Origin of the sequence: Streptomyces sp. ID05-26A (assembly GCF_033794685.1) — a bacterium.
Classification (GTDB): domain Bacteria; phylum Actinomycetota; class Actinomycetes; order Mycobacteriales; family Pseudonocardiaceae; genus Lentzea.
In genome coordinates this window covers 214784-230709 of the sequence record NZ_JARAYZ010000008.1, presented here as the reverse complement: position 1 = coordinate 230709, position 15926 = coordinate 214784, and the positions used below count along the sequence as shown (strand labels likewise).

Here is a 15926-nt window from a genome sequence, read left to right as displayed (position 1 = left end):
TTTCACGTCAACAGTTCACACTTCACATCGCCCGATCGGCGCTGTCGGTTCGATCTTGTGGCGGCGGCCGGAAGTGGCGGTTCAGCGCCGGGTGGACGTGCTGTGGCCCAGCGCGCCGATCGCCGACAGCACGAAGCCCGCGAAGAAGAGTCCGAAGCCCAGCCCCAGGTTCGGGCCGCCGACGCTCGGTGCGGGGTGCTGGCCCTGGGTCGGGAAGGCCCGCACGGTGGGGGCCTGGAGCTCGGGTGGGAGTGCTTCGACTGGGAAGTCTGGCGGTAGGTCGGCGGTGGGGAAGGCGGGCGTCAGGCGGGTGGTGGTCGGGTCGGGGCCGTCGAGCGACGTGACGAAGCCGAGGATGAGGACCCCCAGGCCCGCTATCGCGAGGAGGGCGCCGGTCCACAGGAGCACCTTGACCCACGCGGGTGCGCCGGACATGTCGTGGCGGTGGCTGTAGCGGTCGTGGTCCCGCGAGTTCGGGAAGGGCTCGAAGCCGCGGTAGCCGTGGTCGAGGTCTTGGATGTCGTCGGCGCTGCCGTCGAAGATGCCGTCCCGAACGCTGTGGTCGAACTGGTGTGGATCGCTGTGCACGTCGCCCCCCGGTGTCGTCGCGCAGTTGGTACCACGCCGAGGTCCGGCGTCGGGTGGAATCGGCGGAGTTGGGGTCAGACGCGCTAGGCTTGTGGCAGAGCCTCTGCCACTAGGCGGAGGAAGTGAGCCCAGGTGCGCTTCCGGACGGTTGCTGCCTGGGCTTCGCGCTTTCAGGGTTCGATGCGGATCGCCACGGGACTGATTCGCGTCATTGGACGCGATCCAAGGACGTGCTTGCCGCACAACCTAAGCAGCGACAGTCTGCCGTGCCGACGCCTCGTCGTACCGGTCCAGCACGAGCTGCGCGACCTCCACGTCGTCCCCCAACGGCCGCGCCACCACGGCATCGCCCGCCAACGACGCGACCTTGTCCGGCAACAACCCCGGCGCCAGGAACCACGATGCCACAGCGATCCGCTTGGCGCCCTTCGCTTTCAGCTTCTCGACAGCCTCCGGAACGGAAGGCGAGGCGATCGACGCGAACGCCGCCTCCACCCCGGCCCACCCGGACTCACGTGCCCACCGCCGCGCGACCCGAGCCACGGCCTCGTTCGCCGGCGCGTGCGACGACCCGGCACCCGCGAGCACGACACCCAGCGACCGGTCGCCGAACGAGACCCCGGCCTCGGAGAGCCGGCGCAACGCCGCCGACTCCAGCCGCGGGTCCGGTCCCAGCACGTCCGTCACCACGGCGGGAACCCGGGACTCGGCGACGGCCGCCGGCACGTCGACGCGGGCGTGATAAGCCTTGCCCAGCAACAAAGGTACGACCACGGCCGGGCCGCGCAGCACGTCGCTCAGCCGGGGTGCGCACAGGTCCAGGAAGCACCCGCGGACGTCCAACTCGGGCCGCAACGAGCGCACCACGTCCAGCAGCGCGTGGATCGACGCGGCCGAACGGGGATCGCGGCTGCCATGCGCGACAGCGACAAGAGGAATCACAACGCCCCCGTCAGTCCACGGGCCCGCAGCACGGCGCGCTCCAGCGGGCGGAACAGCAGCAGTTCGATCCCGATGCCCACCAACAGGATCAGGAAGATCGCCGCGATCACCATGTTGATGTCGTTCAGCGACGAACCGTTGTGCAGGTACTGGCCGAGGCCGACGCCGAGTTGGGGTGAGGTCGCGATGATCTCTGCGGCCATCAGCGACCGCCACGAGAACGCCCAGCCCTGCTTGAGACCGGCGAGGTAACCGGGCAGGGCGGCGGGCAGCAGGATGTGGCGAGCTGACGCGAGACGGCCCGCGCCCAGTGCGCGGCCGACGCGGGGCAGCAGTGGCGGGATCTGGTCGATGCCTGCCACCAGGCCGTTCGCGATGGACGGGACCGAGCCCATCAGCACCACGAAGTAGATCGTGGACGGCGTCACGCCGAACCACAGGATCGCGGCCGGAACCCAGGCGACGGAAGGAAGTGACTGCAGGCCGGTCAGCAACGAGCCGATCGCGGCGCGCACCACCCGGACCTTGGCGATCAGCAGACCCAGTGGCGTCGCGATCACGACCGCCGCCAGGAACCCGAGCACCGCGCGGTGCAGCGAGGTCCACAGGATGCCGAACGCCTCACCGGTGGAGATCGAGCGGACGAGTTCGTTCCACACGTTGACCGGTGCGGGCAGCTGGAACTCCGGCAGCAGAGCCGAAGCCCACAACCCCTGCCACACGCCCAGGAGCAGCGCGAAGGCGATGAGGGGTGGCACGCCCGTCTTCAGGAAGCGGCGCCAGATCGGCGGCCGATGTGCCTCCATGGGCACGTCGAGCGCGTCGAGGCCGGCGCCGACCTTGTCGAGCGTGTCAGGAGGCGTGGCCACTGATGACCTCTCGCAGGTGGGTGTTGATCTCGTCGAGGACCTCGTCCGACGAATCGCGGACGTCCCACTCGCGCACGACGCGGCCGGGACGGGAGGACAGCAGCACGACGCGCTGGCCCAGGCGAACGGCCTCGCGCACGTCGTGCGTCACGAAGATGATCGCGGTGTTCGTGGTCTCCCAGACGCGCAGCAGTTCGCTCTGCAGCACGTCACGCGTGATGGCGTCGAGGGCCGCGAACGGCTCGTCCATCAGCAGCAGGGCGGGAGCGCCGTCCGCGGACACGGTGGTGGACGCCAGCGCGCGGGCCAGAGCCACGCGCTGACGCATACCGCCGGACAGCTCGTGCGGACGCTTGTCCGCGACGTCGCCCAGGCGCACCAGTTCCAGCAGTTCCAGCGCGCGACGCTTGCGCGCCAGGCGGCCGACACCGGCGAAGCGCAACGCCAGTTCGACGTTGCGGGTGGCGGTGAGCCACGGCATCAGCGCGGGCTCCTGGAACATCACGGCCGGGCGGGACGTGTTGAGCTGCAACGAGCCCGACGTCGCAGCGTCGAGGCCCGCGACGATGTTGAGCAGCGTGCTCTTGCCGCAGCCGGACGCGCCGAGAAGGCACACGAACTCTCCGGGCTTGACCTTCAGGTCGACCCCGTCGAGCGCTACCACGGCCGAGTTGCCGTGGCCGAACACCTTCCGGACTCCGGCCAGTTCAACGGCAGTATCCACAGTGGACAGAACAGTGGTCTCGAGCGTGGCGGTCATGGTCGTGTGCCTTTCCCCTCGGCGTCAGAGACTTACTTCTGGTCCAGTCCTGCTGCTTGCACCTGCGGCTTGCCCTGTGCCTGGAGAACCTTGTTCAGCAACGTGAAGTCGGCGTACCCGGCGACGTTCGCGGCCTCCTTGGCCACGCCCGCCGTCACGGCGTCCTTCGCCAGCTGCGGGAAGTGCTTGGCCTGCGCGTCGGTCGTGAGCTCGATGTTGTCCCACGCGGCGTCGAGGATCTTGTCACCGAGCTTCTTGGACGTGAGCTTCTCGAGGTGGGCGTTCGCGGACTTCTTGGCCTCGTCCTTGTTCGCCTTCGCCCAGTCGATCGCGGCGACGTGGCCCTTCAGCACGGCCTCGACGGTCTCGGGGTGCTCCTGCAGGAACTTCGTCCGCACGATGACCACGGTGGTCGGGAACGCCCCGCCCTCCCACAGCGTCTTCTCGTCCAGCAGCACCTTGCCGCCGCCCTCGGCGACGATGCGCGCCGACCACGGCTGCGGCGCCCACGCGGCCTGGATGTCGCCCTTCTTGAACAGGTCGAGCGACGCGGCGTTCTCCACGTTCTGCACGGTGACCTGGCCGGTGAGGTTCTTCTCCGCCAGGTACTTCTTCAGCGACACGTCCTGCGTGTTCGCGAGCTGCGGCGTGGCGACGACCTTGCCCTTGAGGTCCTCGATCGAGTTGATCTCGGGCTTCACCACGAGCTGCGCGCCACCCGAGGTCGCGCCGGCGATGAGCTTCACGGCCTCGCCCTTGGACTTCGAGTAGGCGTTGATCGCCGGTCCGGAGCCGATGTAGGCGATGTCGAGGGACTCGCCCAGCAGGGCGTTGACCTCGTCGGGGCCCGCGTTGAACGTCTGCGTCGTCAGCTTGGTGTTGCCGAGTTCCTTCGCGTACAGGCCCTTTTCGACGCCGATCAGAGCGGCGGCGTGGGTGATGTTCGGGAAGTACCCGAGGCGGACCTCGGCGGCGGCGCCCTTGGACTCGGCGGCGGGAGTCTCGGAGGTGCCGGCGCGGCTGCAACCGGACAGGGCTGTCAGGGCGATCAGTGTGACGGCGATGGCGGGCTTGAGGTTCACGGAAGTGTGGCCTTTCAGGGACCGGGGGAGACAAGGGCGTGGTTGTCGGGGGTAGCGGCGCTACCCCCGGTACAGCTCTCCACGCCGTCCTCAAGCAGCGGCAGCGGAGCCCCGACCAGTCCGGCGGCGAGAGTGGAACCATCACTCGCGTCGATCACCAGGAAGGACCCGGTGCGCCGGCTGAAGCTGTAGTCGTCCAGCGGAACGGGCTCTGCGAGACGCAGAGCCACTCGGCCGATCTCGTTCAGCTCCAACGAGGCAGGGCTGTCCACACTGGACAGGTTCTGCTCGTCGAAGCGGTCGCGCAGCTCGGTGACCATCGCCTGCACGGTGCGCGTGCCGTGCTTGACGAGGACTCGGGCCCCGGCCCGCAGCGGCTTCTCCGCGAGCCAGCAGAGGGTGGCGTCCAGCTCGTCGGTGACGTTGGGCTCGTTGCCCGCCACCGAGATCAGGTCGCCGCGGGAGATGTCGATGTCGTCCGCCAGCAACAACGTCACGGACTGGCCGGCCGCCGCCTCCGCCAGTTCGCCATCTGCCGTGTCGATCTTCGTGACCTTCGAGCGCCGCCCGGACGGCAGCACCACGATCTCGTCACCCGGCTTGACCGTGCCCGCCGCGACCAGACCGGCGTACCCCCGGTAGTCGAGGTGCTCGGCCGTGCGAGGGCGGATCACGTACTGCACCGGGAAGCGGAACGGCGCGTCGTGCGGGTCGGGCTCGACCGGCACCGTCTCCAGGTGCTCCAGCAGCGTCGGGCCGGAGTACCAGGGCGTGTTCGCGGACTTCTCCACGACGTTGTCGCCCGCCAGCGCCGACACCGGGATCTCGACGACCGAGTCCTCGGTGTAGCCCAGGGCCGTGGCGTGCGCCGTGAACTCCTTGGCGATGCGGGAGAACGTCACCTCGTCGTAGTCCACGAGGTCGATCTTGTTGACCGCGAGGACGAGCCTCGGCACGCCCAGCAGCGCGAGAACCGCCGCGTGGCGCCGGGTCTGCTCGATGACGCCCTTGCGCGCGTCCACGAGCAGGACCGCGAGCTGCGCGGTGGACGCGCCCGTCACGGTGTTGCGGGTGTACTGCACGTGGCCCGGGGTGTCCGCGAGCACGAACGACCGCTTGGGCGTCGCGAAGTACCGGTACGCCACGTCGATCGTGATGCCCTGCTCGCGTTCCGAACGCAGGCCGTCGACCAGCAACGACAGGTCCGGGGTCGCGAGACCGCGGTCGGCGCTCGCGCGGTGCACGGCGTCGAGCGTGTCCGCGAGCACGGACTTGGTGTCGTAGAGCAACCTGCCGACGAGCGTGGACTTCCCATCGTCCACGCTGCCTGCGGTAGCCAGCCTCAACAGGTCGCTCATTTAGAAGTAGCCCTCCCGCTTGCGGTCTTCCATGGCGGCCTCGGACAACCGGTCGTCGGCACGTGTCGCGCCGCGCTCGGTCAGTCGTGAAGCGGAGACCTCGGCGATCACCGCTTGGATGTCGGCGGCGTCGGACTCGACGGCGCCCGTGCAGGAGCCGTCGCCGACCGTGCGGTAGCGAACCGTCTTGCGCAGCAACGTCTCGCCCTCGCGCACCGTGCCCCACGGGCCCTCGGCGAGCCACATGCCGTCACGCAGGAACACGTCGCGCTGGTGCGAGTAGTAGATGTCCGGCAGCTCGATGCCCTCGCGCTCGATGTAGTTCCACACGTCGAGCTCGGTCCAGTTGGACAGCGGGAACACGCGGACGTGCTCACCGGCGCGGTGCCGGCCGTTGTAGAGGTTCCACAGTTCCGGGCGCTGGCGCTTCGGGTCCCACTGGCCGAACGCCGTGCGCAGGCTGAAGATCCGTTCCTTGGCGCGGGCGCGTTCCTCGTCCCGGCGTCCGCCGCCGAAGACCGCGTCGAACTTGTGCTGCGTGATCGAGTCCAGCAGCGGCACCGTCTGCAACGGGTTGCGCGTGCCGTCCGGACGCTCTTCGAGGCGGCCGTCGTCGATCCAGTCCTGGACCTTCGCGACCTCGAGACGCAGACCGTGTTGCGCGACGACGCGGTCGCGGAACTCGATGACCTCGTCGAAGTTGTGCCCGGTGTCGACGTGCAGCAACGGGAACGGCACCGGAGCCGGGTAGAACGCCTTGATCGCGAGGTGCAGCAGCAGCGTCGAGTCCTTGCCGCCGGAGAAGAGGATCACCGGCCGGTCGAACTCACCCGCGACCTCGCGGAAGATGTGGATCGCCTCGGATTCGAGACGTCCCAGGGTGTCGAGCGCGAGTGTCATCCGTGCAACCCACATTCCGTCTTCGACTGACCGGCCCACCGGCCGCTGCGGGCGTCCGCGCCCGGCAACGGCTTCGCGGTGCACGGCAAGCAACCGATCGAGGGGTATCCCTCCTGCACCAACAGGTTCTCGAGGATGCCCTTCTCGCTGATGTAGGCGTTGAACTCGTCGTCGCTCCACGGAGCGATCGGGTTGATCTTCACCAGGCCGTTGCGGTCGTCCCACTGCACGATCGGCGTGTTCGCCCGAGTCGGGGCGTCCACGCGGCGCACACCGGTGACCCACGCGTCGTACTTCGCGAGCTCCCGGCGCAGCGGCACGACCTTGCGCAGGTTGCAGCACGTGGCCGGATCCGACTGGTACAGCAGGCCGAACTCGCGTTCCTGGTCTTCGACCGACTGCTCGGCGGCGGCGTTGACGATCCGCACGTCCGGGTAGACGACGCCGACGGCGTCACGCACGCCGATGGTCTCCGGGAAGTGGTAACCCGTCTCCAGGAACAGCACGTCGAAGTTCGGCTTCACCTTGGCGGCGAGGTCGATCAGCACGGCGTCCTGCATGTTGGAGGCGACGATGTAGTTGTCGCCGAACGTCCGCGCCACCCACTCCAGCGCCTCTTCGGGGCTCGCGTCCCGCAGTTCCTGCTCGGCCGCGTCGGCGACGATCTTGAGATCGCTCACTTCTTCACCTCCTGCGGCAGGTTGAGCCCGACGAACGAGACCTTGAAGACGCGGCGGCACCCGGTGCACAGCCACGCGTAGCTGGGTTCCTCCTGCGGCCGGAGGTCCTCGTCACCGCAGTAGGGGCAGTAGAACGGCGTCGCCCTCTCAGTCATCGCAGCGAACCCTCTTCCGCCCGGCCGACCCACTGCGCGAACCGCTCGTCGGTCTCGCGCTGGGCCACGAAGTTCCGGACCACCCGCTCGACGTACTCGGGCAGCTCGGCCGCGGTCACCTTGTGGCCGCGCAACTTCCGGCCGAACCCGGCGTCGAGGCCGAGCCCGCCACCGAGGTGCACCTGGAAGCCCTCGACCTGGTTGCCCGACTCGTCCGTGACGATCTGGCCCTTGAGGCCGATGTCCGCGGTCTGGATGCGGGCGCAGGAGTTGGGGCAGCCGTTGATGTGCACGGTGATCGGCGCCGTGACGCCGTCCACGATGTCCTTGAGGTTGGCTTCGAGCTGCGTGACGAGGTCGAGGGCGCGGGCCTTGGTCTCGACGATCGCGAGCTTGCAGAACTCGATGCCGGTGCAGGCCATGATGCCCCGGCGCCACGGCGACGGGTCGACCTGCAGGCCGAGCTTCGCGAGGTCGCTCTTGAGCGTGGGGATCTCGGCCTCGGGCACGTCCAGCACGATGATCTTCTGCTGCGGCGTGAAGCGGACGCGGCCGGAGCCCGCCCGTTCGGCGTACTTCGCGACCTCGACCAGGATCGAGCCCGACACGCGGCCCGCGACGGGCGCGGCGCCGACGTAGAACAGGCCGTCCTTCTGCTTGTGCACGCCGATGTGGTCGAGCTGCTGGTCCAGCTGCTCCGGCGCGGGGCCGTCGATCATCTTGCGCTTGAGGTACTCGTCCTCGACGACCTGGCGGAACTTCTCCGGGCCCCAGTCGGCGACGAGGAACTTGATGCGCGCACGGTGACGCAGGCGGCGGTAGCCGTAGTCGCGGAAGACGGAGATGACGGCTTCCCACACGTCCGGCACCTCGTCGAGCGGCACCCACGCGCCCAAACGCTTGCCCAGCATGGGGTTCGTGGACAGGCCGCCGCCGACCCAGAGGTCGAAGCCGGGCCCGTGCTCGGGGTGGTTCACGCCGACGAACGCGATGTCGTGGATCTCGTGCGCGACGTCCTGCAGACCGGAGATGGCGGTCTTGAACTTGCGCGGCAGGTTCGAGAAGCGCGGGTCACCGATGTAGCGCTCGAGGATCGTGTCGATCGCCGGCTGCCCGTCGATGATCTCGTCCACCGAGATGCCCGCGACCGGCGAGCCGAGGATGACGCGCGGGCTGTCGCCACACGCCTCCATCGTCGTGAGGTTCACCGCTTCGAGCTTCTGCCAGATCGTGGGAACGTCCTCGACCCGGATCCAGTGGTACTGGATGTTCTGGCGGTCGGTGATGTCCGCGGTGTCACGCGCGTAGGTCTGCGAGATCTCACCGAGAACCCTCAGCTGCTGCGTGGTGAGCGCACCGCCGTCGCTGCGGACGCGCATCATGAAGAACTCGTCGTCCAGCTCCTCCGGCTCGAGCGTGGCCGTGCGGCCGCCGTCGATGCCGGGCTTGCGCTGGGTGTACAGGCCGTACCAGCGGAACCGTCCGCGCAGGTCGGCAGGGTCGATCGAGTCGAAACCGCCGTGGGCGTAGATGTTCTCGATGCGGGCGCGGACGTTGAGCGGGTTGTCGTCCTTCTTGCTCCGCTCGTTGGGGTTCAGCGGCTCTCGGTATCCGAGTGCCCACTGACCCTCGCCGCGACGCTGCTTGGCACGCGGTGACGTCTGCGGCGTGGCCATCGCCATCCTCCGGGGTTTCGAGGCGCTCGGTGCGCGTGCGAGCCCGGAGGTGCTTGTGGTGGGGGCGTCGTCAGCGCGCCGGGCGCTGACGGGAACAAATCAGCGCGCGGTCATGCCGAACGACGGCACATCGCGCTGGAGACACGACGGAAGTCGACGTGGCGGCGGGCCACGAGGCGGACTCCAGTCGAATGCATGTCCTCAGTGTGCATGCCGTCCAGTGCGTGGTCCACCGCCAACCGAATGCTGGGATTGACGAGGGGGAGTTGACATCCTAGGCTGGTTTCACTCCGTAATACTTCTGTCACCGACAGATACTTCCCCTGGTCGAACACCGCCATTCGTGCCTTGTAGGGGACACTGGGAGTCATGCCCTCCGCTCTGCCCGAAGGCGAGCCCGCGCCCGCTGACGGTTCGCTCCCCGCCTCTTCCCTCGCCTGCGTCGGTTCGCGCCCCTTCGGCATCTACGTGCACGTGCCGTTCTGCGCGACCCGCTGCGGCTACTGCGACTTCAACACCTACACGCCGGGTGAGCTGGGCTCCTCCGCGTCGCCGGAGTCGTGGCTGGAGGGCCTGCGCCGCGAACTCGACCTGGCCGCGTCCGTCCTCGGGACCGCGCCTTTGGCCGAAACCGTGTTCGTGGGCGGGGGAACGCCTTCTTTGCTCGGCGCCTCCGGTCTTTCGGACGTGCTGGACGCCGTGCGCCAGTCGTTCGGCCTGGCTCCGGGTGCCGAGGTGACGACGGAGTCGAACCCCGAGTCGACGTCCGTCGAGTTCTTCGAGGGGATCCGCTCCGCGGGCTACACGCGCGTGTCGTTGGGCATGCAGTCGGCCGCACGGCACGTACTCGCCGTGCTGGACCGCAAACACACACCCGGCCGTCCGGGTGAAGCCGCCCGCGAGGCACGCACGGCCGGGTTCGACCACGTGAACCTGGACCTGATCTACGGCACACCGGGGGAGCGGCCCTCGGATCTGGCCGCGTCTCTCGACGCCGTGCTGGACGCGGGCGTCGACCACGTGTCCGCCTACGCGTTGATCGTGGAGGACGGCACCGGCCTGGCCCGCCGCATCCGCCGCGGCGACCTGCCCATGCCGGACGACGACGTGCTCGCCTCGTCCTACGAGATGGTCGACTCCGTTCTGAGCGGTGCCGGCTTCTCCTGGTACGAGGTGTCGAACTGGGCCACCTCGGTGGAAGCCCAGTGCCGGCACAACGTCCTGTACTGGAAGGGCGCGGACTGGTGGGGCTTCGGCCCCGGCGCGCACAGCCACGTCGGCGGCGTGCGGTTCTGGAACGTGAAGCACCCGGCCCGCTACTCGTCCCTGCTGGCCGAGGGGAACTCGCCCGCGGCAGGCCGCGAGACGTTGTCCTTGGAAGACCAGCGGGTCGAGCGCGTGCTGCTCGAACTGCGCCTGGCTTCAGGGCTGCCTCTCGACGTGCTGGACTCCGAGGGACGTGACGCGGCGAAGCAGGCGGTCGCCGACGGGCTGCTGGAGCCGTTGGACGACCGGTGCGTGCTGACCGATCGCGGACGGCTCCTGGCCGACGCCGTGGTGCGGCGCCTGCTGCCCTGAGTCACCGGGCGCGCAGGTCGTGCTGACTGCGCACCTCGGTGACGGTGTCCCCGTTCCTGTCGTAGGTCGCGGTGCCCCACCACAACCCGTCCTCCCTGCGGACCTCCTCCCAGACGACCGTGCCTTCCCACCACGCGTCGTCGCTGAACACCAGACATGGCTTCCCCGGTGGCCGGAGCCACACCACGTTGCCCACGTTTGGACCCTAGCGAGCACCACCGACAAAAAACCGGAGTCTCGGTCAGGGAGGCGGCTGACGGTTGCGCAGGAGGCTCGGCAGCCTGCCGAGCACCGCGATCATGAGGTGCAGGAAACCGCGTTCGGTGACCTTGTCGTCCTGGCGGAGCTGGAACGCGCCCACGACGGTGACCGCGAGCAGACCGCCGACCACCACGACGGGCAGCACCCAGATGGACGCCAGCTGACCCACGACGAGCAGCACGGCGGTCGCCACCACGAACAGGACCAGGTAGAACGAGCCGGACACCCAGGGAGACCTGGTGAGGGCAGGACGTTCCCCGTCCGCTCGCCGCACCTCCGAGTACACCCGCATGACGTCGTCGGCGCTGGAGCCCTGGATCCTGCTGACCCGCCCGCGGGAGTCGAGCTGCATGCCGCAGTTCGGGCAGTGCGGTTCATCGCTCGTCCGGCGGCAGTGGTGACACGTGAACGCGCCTGTGTTCGTTTCGTCCGACACGCTCGTGTAGTCGCGGAAGCCGCCGCTGCCGTTAGTCGTCCGGCGCGACCCTCGGAGCCTCGATCGAGCGCGACTTCAGAGCGGGCACGGGGCACGAATCCGGCTGGGTAAACTCGGGAGTAGTGGACACGGAGGTGAACAGCGATGAACGCCGATGAACGTCGGTTCGAGGTGCTGCGCGCCATCGTCGCCGACTACGTGTCCAACCAGGAGCCCGTCGGGTCGAAGGCCCTGGTCGAGCGGCACAACCTGGGTGTGTCGAGCGCGACCGTGCGCAACGACATGGCCGCGCTGGAGGACGACGGGTACATCGCCCAGCCGCACACCAGCGCGGGACGCGTGCCGACGGACAAGGGCTACCGGCTCTTCGTCGACAAGCTGAGTGAGATCAAGCCGCTCTCGCAGGCCGAGAGGCGGGCGATCCGCAGTTTCCTCGACGGGGCGGTCGACCTCGACGACGTGATGCGCCGCAGTGTCCGGTTGCTCGCGCAGCTCACCCGGCAGGTGGCGGTGATCCAGGTGCCGACGTTGTCGCGTGCGGCCGTGCGTCACCTGGAGGTGCTGCCGATCACGCCGTCGCGGCTGATGCTGGTGCTCATCACCGACACCGGGCGCGTCGACCAGCGGATCGTCGAGCTCGGGGACGTGATCAGCGAGGAGCACACGGCCCAGTTGCGCGGTGTGCTCAACCAGGCGATGGCGGGGCAGCGGCTCGCCGAGGCGTCGGCCAAGGTCGCCGAACTGCCCGACGAGGTTCCGTCGAACCTCCGCGATCCGATGCTGCGAGTCGCTACTGTGCTCATCGAGACGCTGGTGGAGCACCCCGAGGAACGGCTGGTGCTCGGCGGAACGGCGAACCTCACGCGGAGCATCACCGACTTCCCCGGCTCGCTGCGGCAGGTGCTGGAGGCGTTGGAGGAGCAGGTCGTCGTGCTCAAGCTGCTCGCCGCCTCCCGCGACCCCGGTCGTGTGCTGGTGCGCATCGGCGAGGAGAACGAGGCCGCTGAGATGCGCAGCACTTCCGTGGTGTCCATCGGCTATGGCAGCCGTGACAATCCGCTCGGGGGTCTGGGCGTCGTCGGACCGACGCGCATGGACTATCCCGGGACTATGGCGGCCGTGCGCGCGGTTGCCAACTACGTCGGTGAGATCCTGACGGGTCGTTGAAGCGACGTACCGCCCACACGTACTTGCAGTAGTGGATGAACATGAAAGCGAACAAGGTGGCCAGGGATTACTACGGCATCCTCGGTGTCTCGCAGAACGCGACACAGGATGAGATCAAGCGCGCCTATCGCAAGCTCGCCAGGCAGCTGCACCCGGACGTCAATCCCAACGAGGAGGCCCGCTTCAAGGAGGTGACGGCCGCCTACGAGGTGTTGTCGAACCCCGAGAAGCGCCGCGTCGTCGACCTGGGTGGCGACCCGCTCGACTCGGGCGGCGGTGGCCGTCCCGGTGGTGACCCGTTCTCGGGCTTCGGTCTCGGCGACATCATGGACGCCTTCTTCGGCGCGCAGTCCGGCGGTGGCCGTGGGCCGCGCAGCCGCGTGCAGCCCGGCTCCGACGCGTTGATCCGGCTCGACATGACGCTGGAGGAGTGCGCCGCGGGCGCCACCCGCGAGCTGACGGTCGACACGGCGATCCTGTGCGACCGCTGTCATGGCGCCGGCACCCAGAACAACTCCAAGCCCGTCCAGTGCGACACGTGCCACGGCCGCGGCGAGGTCCAGTCCGTGCAGCGCTCGTTCCTCGGCCAGGTCGTCACGTCCCGCCCGTGCCCGGTCTGCCGCGGCTACGGCGAGGTCATCCCCGACCCGTGCCAGCAGTGCGCCGGTGACGGCCGCACGCGCTCGCGTCGCACGATCTCCGTCAACATCCCCGCCGGTGTCGCCGAGGGCATGCGCGTGCGCCTCGCGGGCCAGGGCGAGGTCGGCCCCGGCGGTGGCCCGGCCGGCGACCTCTACGTCGAGGTCGAGGAGCACCCGCACGAGATCTTCGAACGCGACGGCGCCGACCTGCACTGCATCGTGCAGATCCCGATGACGACGGCCGCGCTGGGCGCCACGTTGCCGTTGAAGACCCTCGACGGCGAGGAAGAACTCCAGATCGACCCCGGCACGCAGCCGAACACGCAGCTCGTCATGACGGGCCGCGGCATGCCGAAGCTGCGCTCCACCGGCCGTGTCGACGGTCGCGGCGACCTGCACGTGCACCTCGAGGTCGTCGTGCCGACCAAGCTCGACGCCGCCCAGTCCTCGTTGCTGCGCGACCTGGCCGAGATGCGCGGGGAGAGCGAGCCCTCCCTGTCCCACAACGGCAAGGGTGGCGGCGGGCTGTTCTCCCGCCTGCGTTCCTCGCGCGGCCACCGGTGACGCTGCCCGTCTTCCTCGTCGCGGCACTGCCGCGGGGCGAGGAGTTCGTGCTGGACGGGCCGGAAGGCCGTCACGCCGCCACCGTGAAGCGGTTGCGCGTGGGCGAGGAACTCGTGCTGTCGGACGGGTCCGGTGCCCAGGTGCGCTGTTCCGTGGTGGCGGTGGAGAAGGACGCCCTGGCGCTGCGCATCGTCGAGCGCTGGGTGGAGCCTGAGCCTGCACCGCGCGTGGTGCTCGCCCAGGCCCTGGTCAAGGGCGACCGCGGCGAGCTCGCGGTCGAGCTCGCCACCGAGGCCGGGGTGGACGGTGTGGTGCCCTGGCGCGCCACCCGGTGCATCACCAAGTGGGAGGACGGGCCGCGCGGCGCGAAAGCGCTGGGGCGCTGGCGATCCACGGTTCGTGAGGCGGCGAAGCAGGCCCGCCGGGCGCGCGTGCCGGTCGTCGACGAACCCGTGAGCACCACTCAGCTTTCTCATCGCATGTCGTCGTCCGCACTCACTCTCGTGTTGCACGAGAGCGCCACCGAACGACTTGCGGACGTTCCGTTGCCCGATTCCGGGGACGTGCTGCTAGTGGTGGGTCCCGAAGGCGGAATCACGCCGGAGGAACTCGAGACTTTGCGATCTTCCGGTGCTCGGGTGGTCCGATTGGGTCCAACTGTTTTGCGTGCTTCTACAGCTGCGGCGGTTGCTCTTGGTGCCATTGGGGTGCGCACGTCCCGCTGGTGACCCCGATCACTCCGAAGATGAACGCTGGATGGATTGGCTTGACGGAAGTTGTAGCGAATCCCAGGCGGATGGGGTTACCCTTGGTGGCAGAGGGGCTGATTGGTCTATCCGGAAACGGAGTAGACGGTTAGACCCTTCTGACCAAAAGACTCGCCGGACACCTCCCCCCTCGGTCCGGCGTCGGCGCCTCGCGGCGAAGCGACCCCCAGGCTTCGGACCGCGAGGCGCCCCTTTTGTTTTTCTGAGGTTCTTTCCTCACTTCGCGTAAGTTCTGCGTGTGCAGCGAATTGCTTACGGTGACCATCCCAGTCAGTTCGGCGAGCTTTACGTTCCCGAGAACGCGACTCAGGGTGCTGTTGTCGTCATTCACGGTGGTTTTTGGCATCAGCGTTACGGCCTGGAACTCGGCCGGCCCCTCGCGGACGCGCTCGTGGCCGACGGGTTCGCCGTCTGGAACATCGAGTACCGGCGGGTGAGCGGCGGCGGTGGCTGGCCGCAGACCGGGCAGGACGTGCTCGCCGCGATCGACGCCGTCGACATCGGGCCCGTCGTGACCCTCGGGCACAGCGCGGGAGGCCATCTCGCCGTGTGGGCGGCCAAGCACAGCGCGCGAGTGGCCGGAGCCGTCGCCCAGGCCGCCGTGCTGGACTTCACGAAGCACATCACGCCGAGGGCGCTGGAACTGTGCACCGAGGAGCAGTTCGCGGAGGCCTCACCGGCCGCGTTGATCCCCATCGGCAAGCCCGTGGTGTGCGTGCACGGTGACCAGGACGAGGACGTGCCCGTCGAGCAGTCGATCGGGTTCTGCGAGGCCGAGCCGCAGGCGGAGCTCGTCGTGGTGCCGGGGGCCGGGCACATGGACGTGATCACGCCCGGCACCGAGGCCTGGGAGCAGTGCCGCGCGGCCGTCGTCCGGCTTGCCCGCGACTGCTAGAAAGGGCCGGTGCCGAAGGTTGTCGACCACGAGGAACGCCGCCGCGAGCTCGCCGAGGCAGTGTGGCGCATCGTCCAGCGGGACGGGATAGACCACGCGTCCGTGCGTGCCGTGGCAGCGGAGTCCGGGTGGTCGAGCGGGTCGCTGCGGCACTACTTCCCGACGCAGGACGCGTTGCTGGGCTTCGCGATGGAGCTCGCGTACCTGCGGTTCCTCGCCCGGCTGGAGAAGATCGACACCACCGCCGGGAACCGGGAGGTGCTGCGGTCCCTCGCCCACGAGATGCTGGCGATGGACGAGGACCGGCGCGTCGAGGCCGCCGTGCTGTTGTCGTTCCTGCCGCGGGCGATGGTCGAACCGTCGTTGCACGAACTGGAACGCTTCGGCACCCGGCAGCTGTACGACGAGATCGCGCGCGTGCTCACCGCCGCGCAGCAAGCGGGCGAACTGCGGGCGGGCGTCGTGCCGTTGAAGGCCGCGCGGCTGCTCGTCGCGTTGATCGACGGGCTCAACATCCACCACGGCCTGGGCCCCGACGAGGTGACGGCCGAGGAGATGGTCGAGGCCCTCGACGAGCGGCTGGACTCGCTGTTCGGTTGACTCGGGG

At 68.9% G+C, this 15926-nt stretch carries 18 protein-coding genes; 6 read left to right on the top strand and 12 right to left on the bottom strand.

Going from position 1 to position 15926, the window contains the following annotated elements; genetic code table 11:
• Positions 1 to 81: 81 nt before the first annotated feature.
• The 10 genes from PV646_RS42685 to PV646_RS42640 all read right to left on the bottom strand — a co-directional run bounded on the left by PV646_RS42685 (position 82) and on the right by PV646_RS42640 (position 9016).
• Entirely contained in the window at positions 82 to 588 is a 507-nt protein-coding gene (locus PV646_RS42685; RefSeq protein WP_500348652.1) for a hypothetical protein, read from the bottom strand.
• Positions 589 to 834: 246 nt separating this feature from the next.
• Complete coding sequence (locus tag PV646_RS42680) at positions 835 to 1530, bottom strand: sirohydrochlorin chelatase (RefSeq protein ID WP_500348650.1); 696 nt, start codon at positions 1528 to 1530, stop codon at positions 835 to 837.
• Complete coding sequence (locus PV646_RS42675; RefSeq protein ID WP_500348649.1) at positions 1527 to 2399, bottom strand: ABC transporter permease; 873 nt, start codon at positions 2397 to 2399, stop codon at positions 1527 to 1529. Before PV646_RS42675 ends, PV646_RS42680 begins: the two co-directional genes overlap by 4 nt.
• Positions 2383 to 3159 carry an ABC transporter ATP-binding protein gene (locus PV646_RS42670; protein ID WP_500348647.1) on the bottom strand — a complete coding sequence of 259 codons (777 nt, stop codon included), beginning with the start codon at positions 3157 to 3159 and terminating at the stop codon, positions 2383 to 2385. Before PV646_RS42670 ends, PV646_RS42675 begins: the two co-directional genes overlap by 17 nt.
• A gap of 32 nt (positions 3160 to 3191) precedes the next feature.
• Complete coding sequence (locus PV646_RS42665; protein ID WP_500348645.1) at positions 3192 to 4241, bottom strand: ABC transporter substrate-binding protein; 1050 nt, start codon at positions 4239 to 4241, stop codon at positions 3192 to 3194.
• Positions 4242 to 4255: 14 nt separating this feature from the next.
• The gene (locus tag PV646_RS42660) at positions 4256 to 5599 is read right to left on the bottom strand and encodes a sulfate adenylyltransferase subunit 1 (protein WP_500348644.1); all 1344 of its coding nucleotides are present in this window, start codon (positions 5597 to 5599) and stop codon (positions 4256 to 4258) included.
• The gene (cysD, locus tag PV646_RS42655; protein ID WP_500348643.1) at positions 5600 to 6499 is read right to left on the bottom strand and encodes a sulfate adenylyltransferase subunit CysD; all 900 of its coding nucleotides are present in this window, start codon (positions 6497 to 6499) and stop codon (positions 5600 to 5602) included.
• Positions 6496 to 7179, bottom strand: coding sequence for a phosphoadenylyl-sulfate reductase (locus tag PV646_RS42650; RefSeq protein ID WP_500348641.1), 684 nt, complete (start codon positions 7177 to 7179; stop codon positions 6496 to 6498). The genes cysD and PV646_RS42650 overlap by 4 nt, the downstream gene beginning before the upstream one ends.
• Positions 7176 to 7334, bottom strand: coding sequence for an Insertion element protein (locus PV646_RS42645; protein WP_090006108.1), 159 nt, complete (start codon positions 7332 to 7334; stop codon positions 7176 to 7178). The genes PV646_RS42650 and PV646_RS42645 overlap by 4 nt, the downstream gene beginning before the upstream one ends.
• On the bottom strand, positions 7331 to 9016 hold the full coding sequence (locus PV646_RS42640; RefSeq protein ID WP_500348639.1) for a nitrite/sulfite reductase: 1686 nt from the start codon (positions 9014 to 9016) through the stop codon (positions 7331 to 7333). The genes PV646_RS42645 and PV646_RS42640 overlap by 4 nt, the downstream gene beginning before the upstream one ends.
• A gap of 363 nt (positions 9017 to 9379) precedes the next feature.
• On the opposite strand from PV646_RS42640, the gene hemW reads away from it, so the two are divergent.
• Positions 9380 to 10588 carry a radical SAM family heme chaperone HemW gene (gene hemW, locus PV646_RS42635; protein ID WP_500348637.1) on the top strand — a complete coding sequence of 403 codons (1209 nt, stop codon included), beginning with the start codon at positions 9380 to 9382 and terminating at the stop codon, positions 10586 to 10588.
• Between the two features lies 1 nt (position 10589).
• Here hemW and PV646_RS42630 read toward each other — a convergent pair whose 3' ends face one another.
• Positions 10590 to 10784 (bottom strand): hypothetical protein, encoded by a 195-nt coding sequence (locus PV646_RS42630; protein WP_500348635.1) that lies wholly within the window; start codon positions 10782 to 10784, stop codon positions 10590 to 10592.
• A 45-nt stretch (positions 10785 to 10829) separates the two neighbouring features.
• A complete protein-coding gene (locus tag PV646_RS42625) occupies positions 10830 to 11201 on the bottom strand; it encodes a hypothetical protein (RefSeq protein ID WP_500348634.1) in 372 nt (123 codons plus the stop codon).
• Between the two features lie 228 nt (positions 11202 to 11429).
• On the opposite strand from PV646_RS42625, the gene hrcA reads away from it, so the two are divergent.
• From hrcA to PV646_RS42600, 5 genes are all read left to right on the top strand, one after another.
• Positions 11430 to 12452, top strand: coding sequence for a heat-inducible transcriptional repressor HrcA (hrcA, locus tag PV646_RS42620; RefSeq protein WP_500348632.1), 1023 nt, complete (start codon positions 11430 to 11432; stop codon positions 12450 to 12452).
• A 56-nt stretch (positions 12453 to 12508) separates the two neighbouring features.
• Entirely contained in the window at positions 12509 to 13657 is a 1149-nt protein-coding gene (dnaJ, locus tag PV646_RS42615) for a molecular chaperone DnaJ (RefSeq protein WP_500348702.1), read from the top strand.
• On the top strand, positions 13654 to 14385 hold the full coding sequence (locus PV646_RS42610; protein ID WP_500348631.1) for a 16S rRNA (uracil(1498)-N(3))-methyltransferase: 732 nt from the start codon (positions 13654 to 13656) through the stop codon (positions 14383 to 14385). Before dnaJ ends, PV646_RS42610 begins: the two co-directional genes overlap by 4 nt.
• Before the next feature lie 277 nt (positions 14386 to 14662).
• A complete protein-coding gene (locus PV646_RS42605) occupies positions 14663 to 15319 on the top strand; it encodes an alpha/beta hydrolase family protein (protein WP_500348629.1) in 657 nt (218 codons plus the stop codon).
• Positions 15320 to 15328: 9 nt separating this feature from the next.
• Complete coding sequence (locus tag PV646_RS42600; protein WP_500348627.1) at positions 15329 to 15919, top strand: TetR/AcrR family transcriptional regulator; 591 nt, start codon at positions 15329 to 15331, stop codon at positions 15917 to 15919.
• Positions 15920 to 15926: the final 7 nt, after the last annotated feature.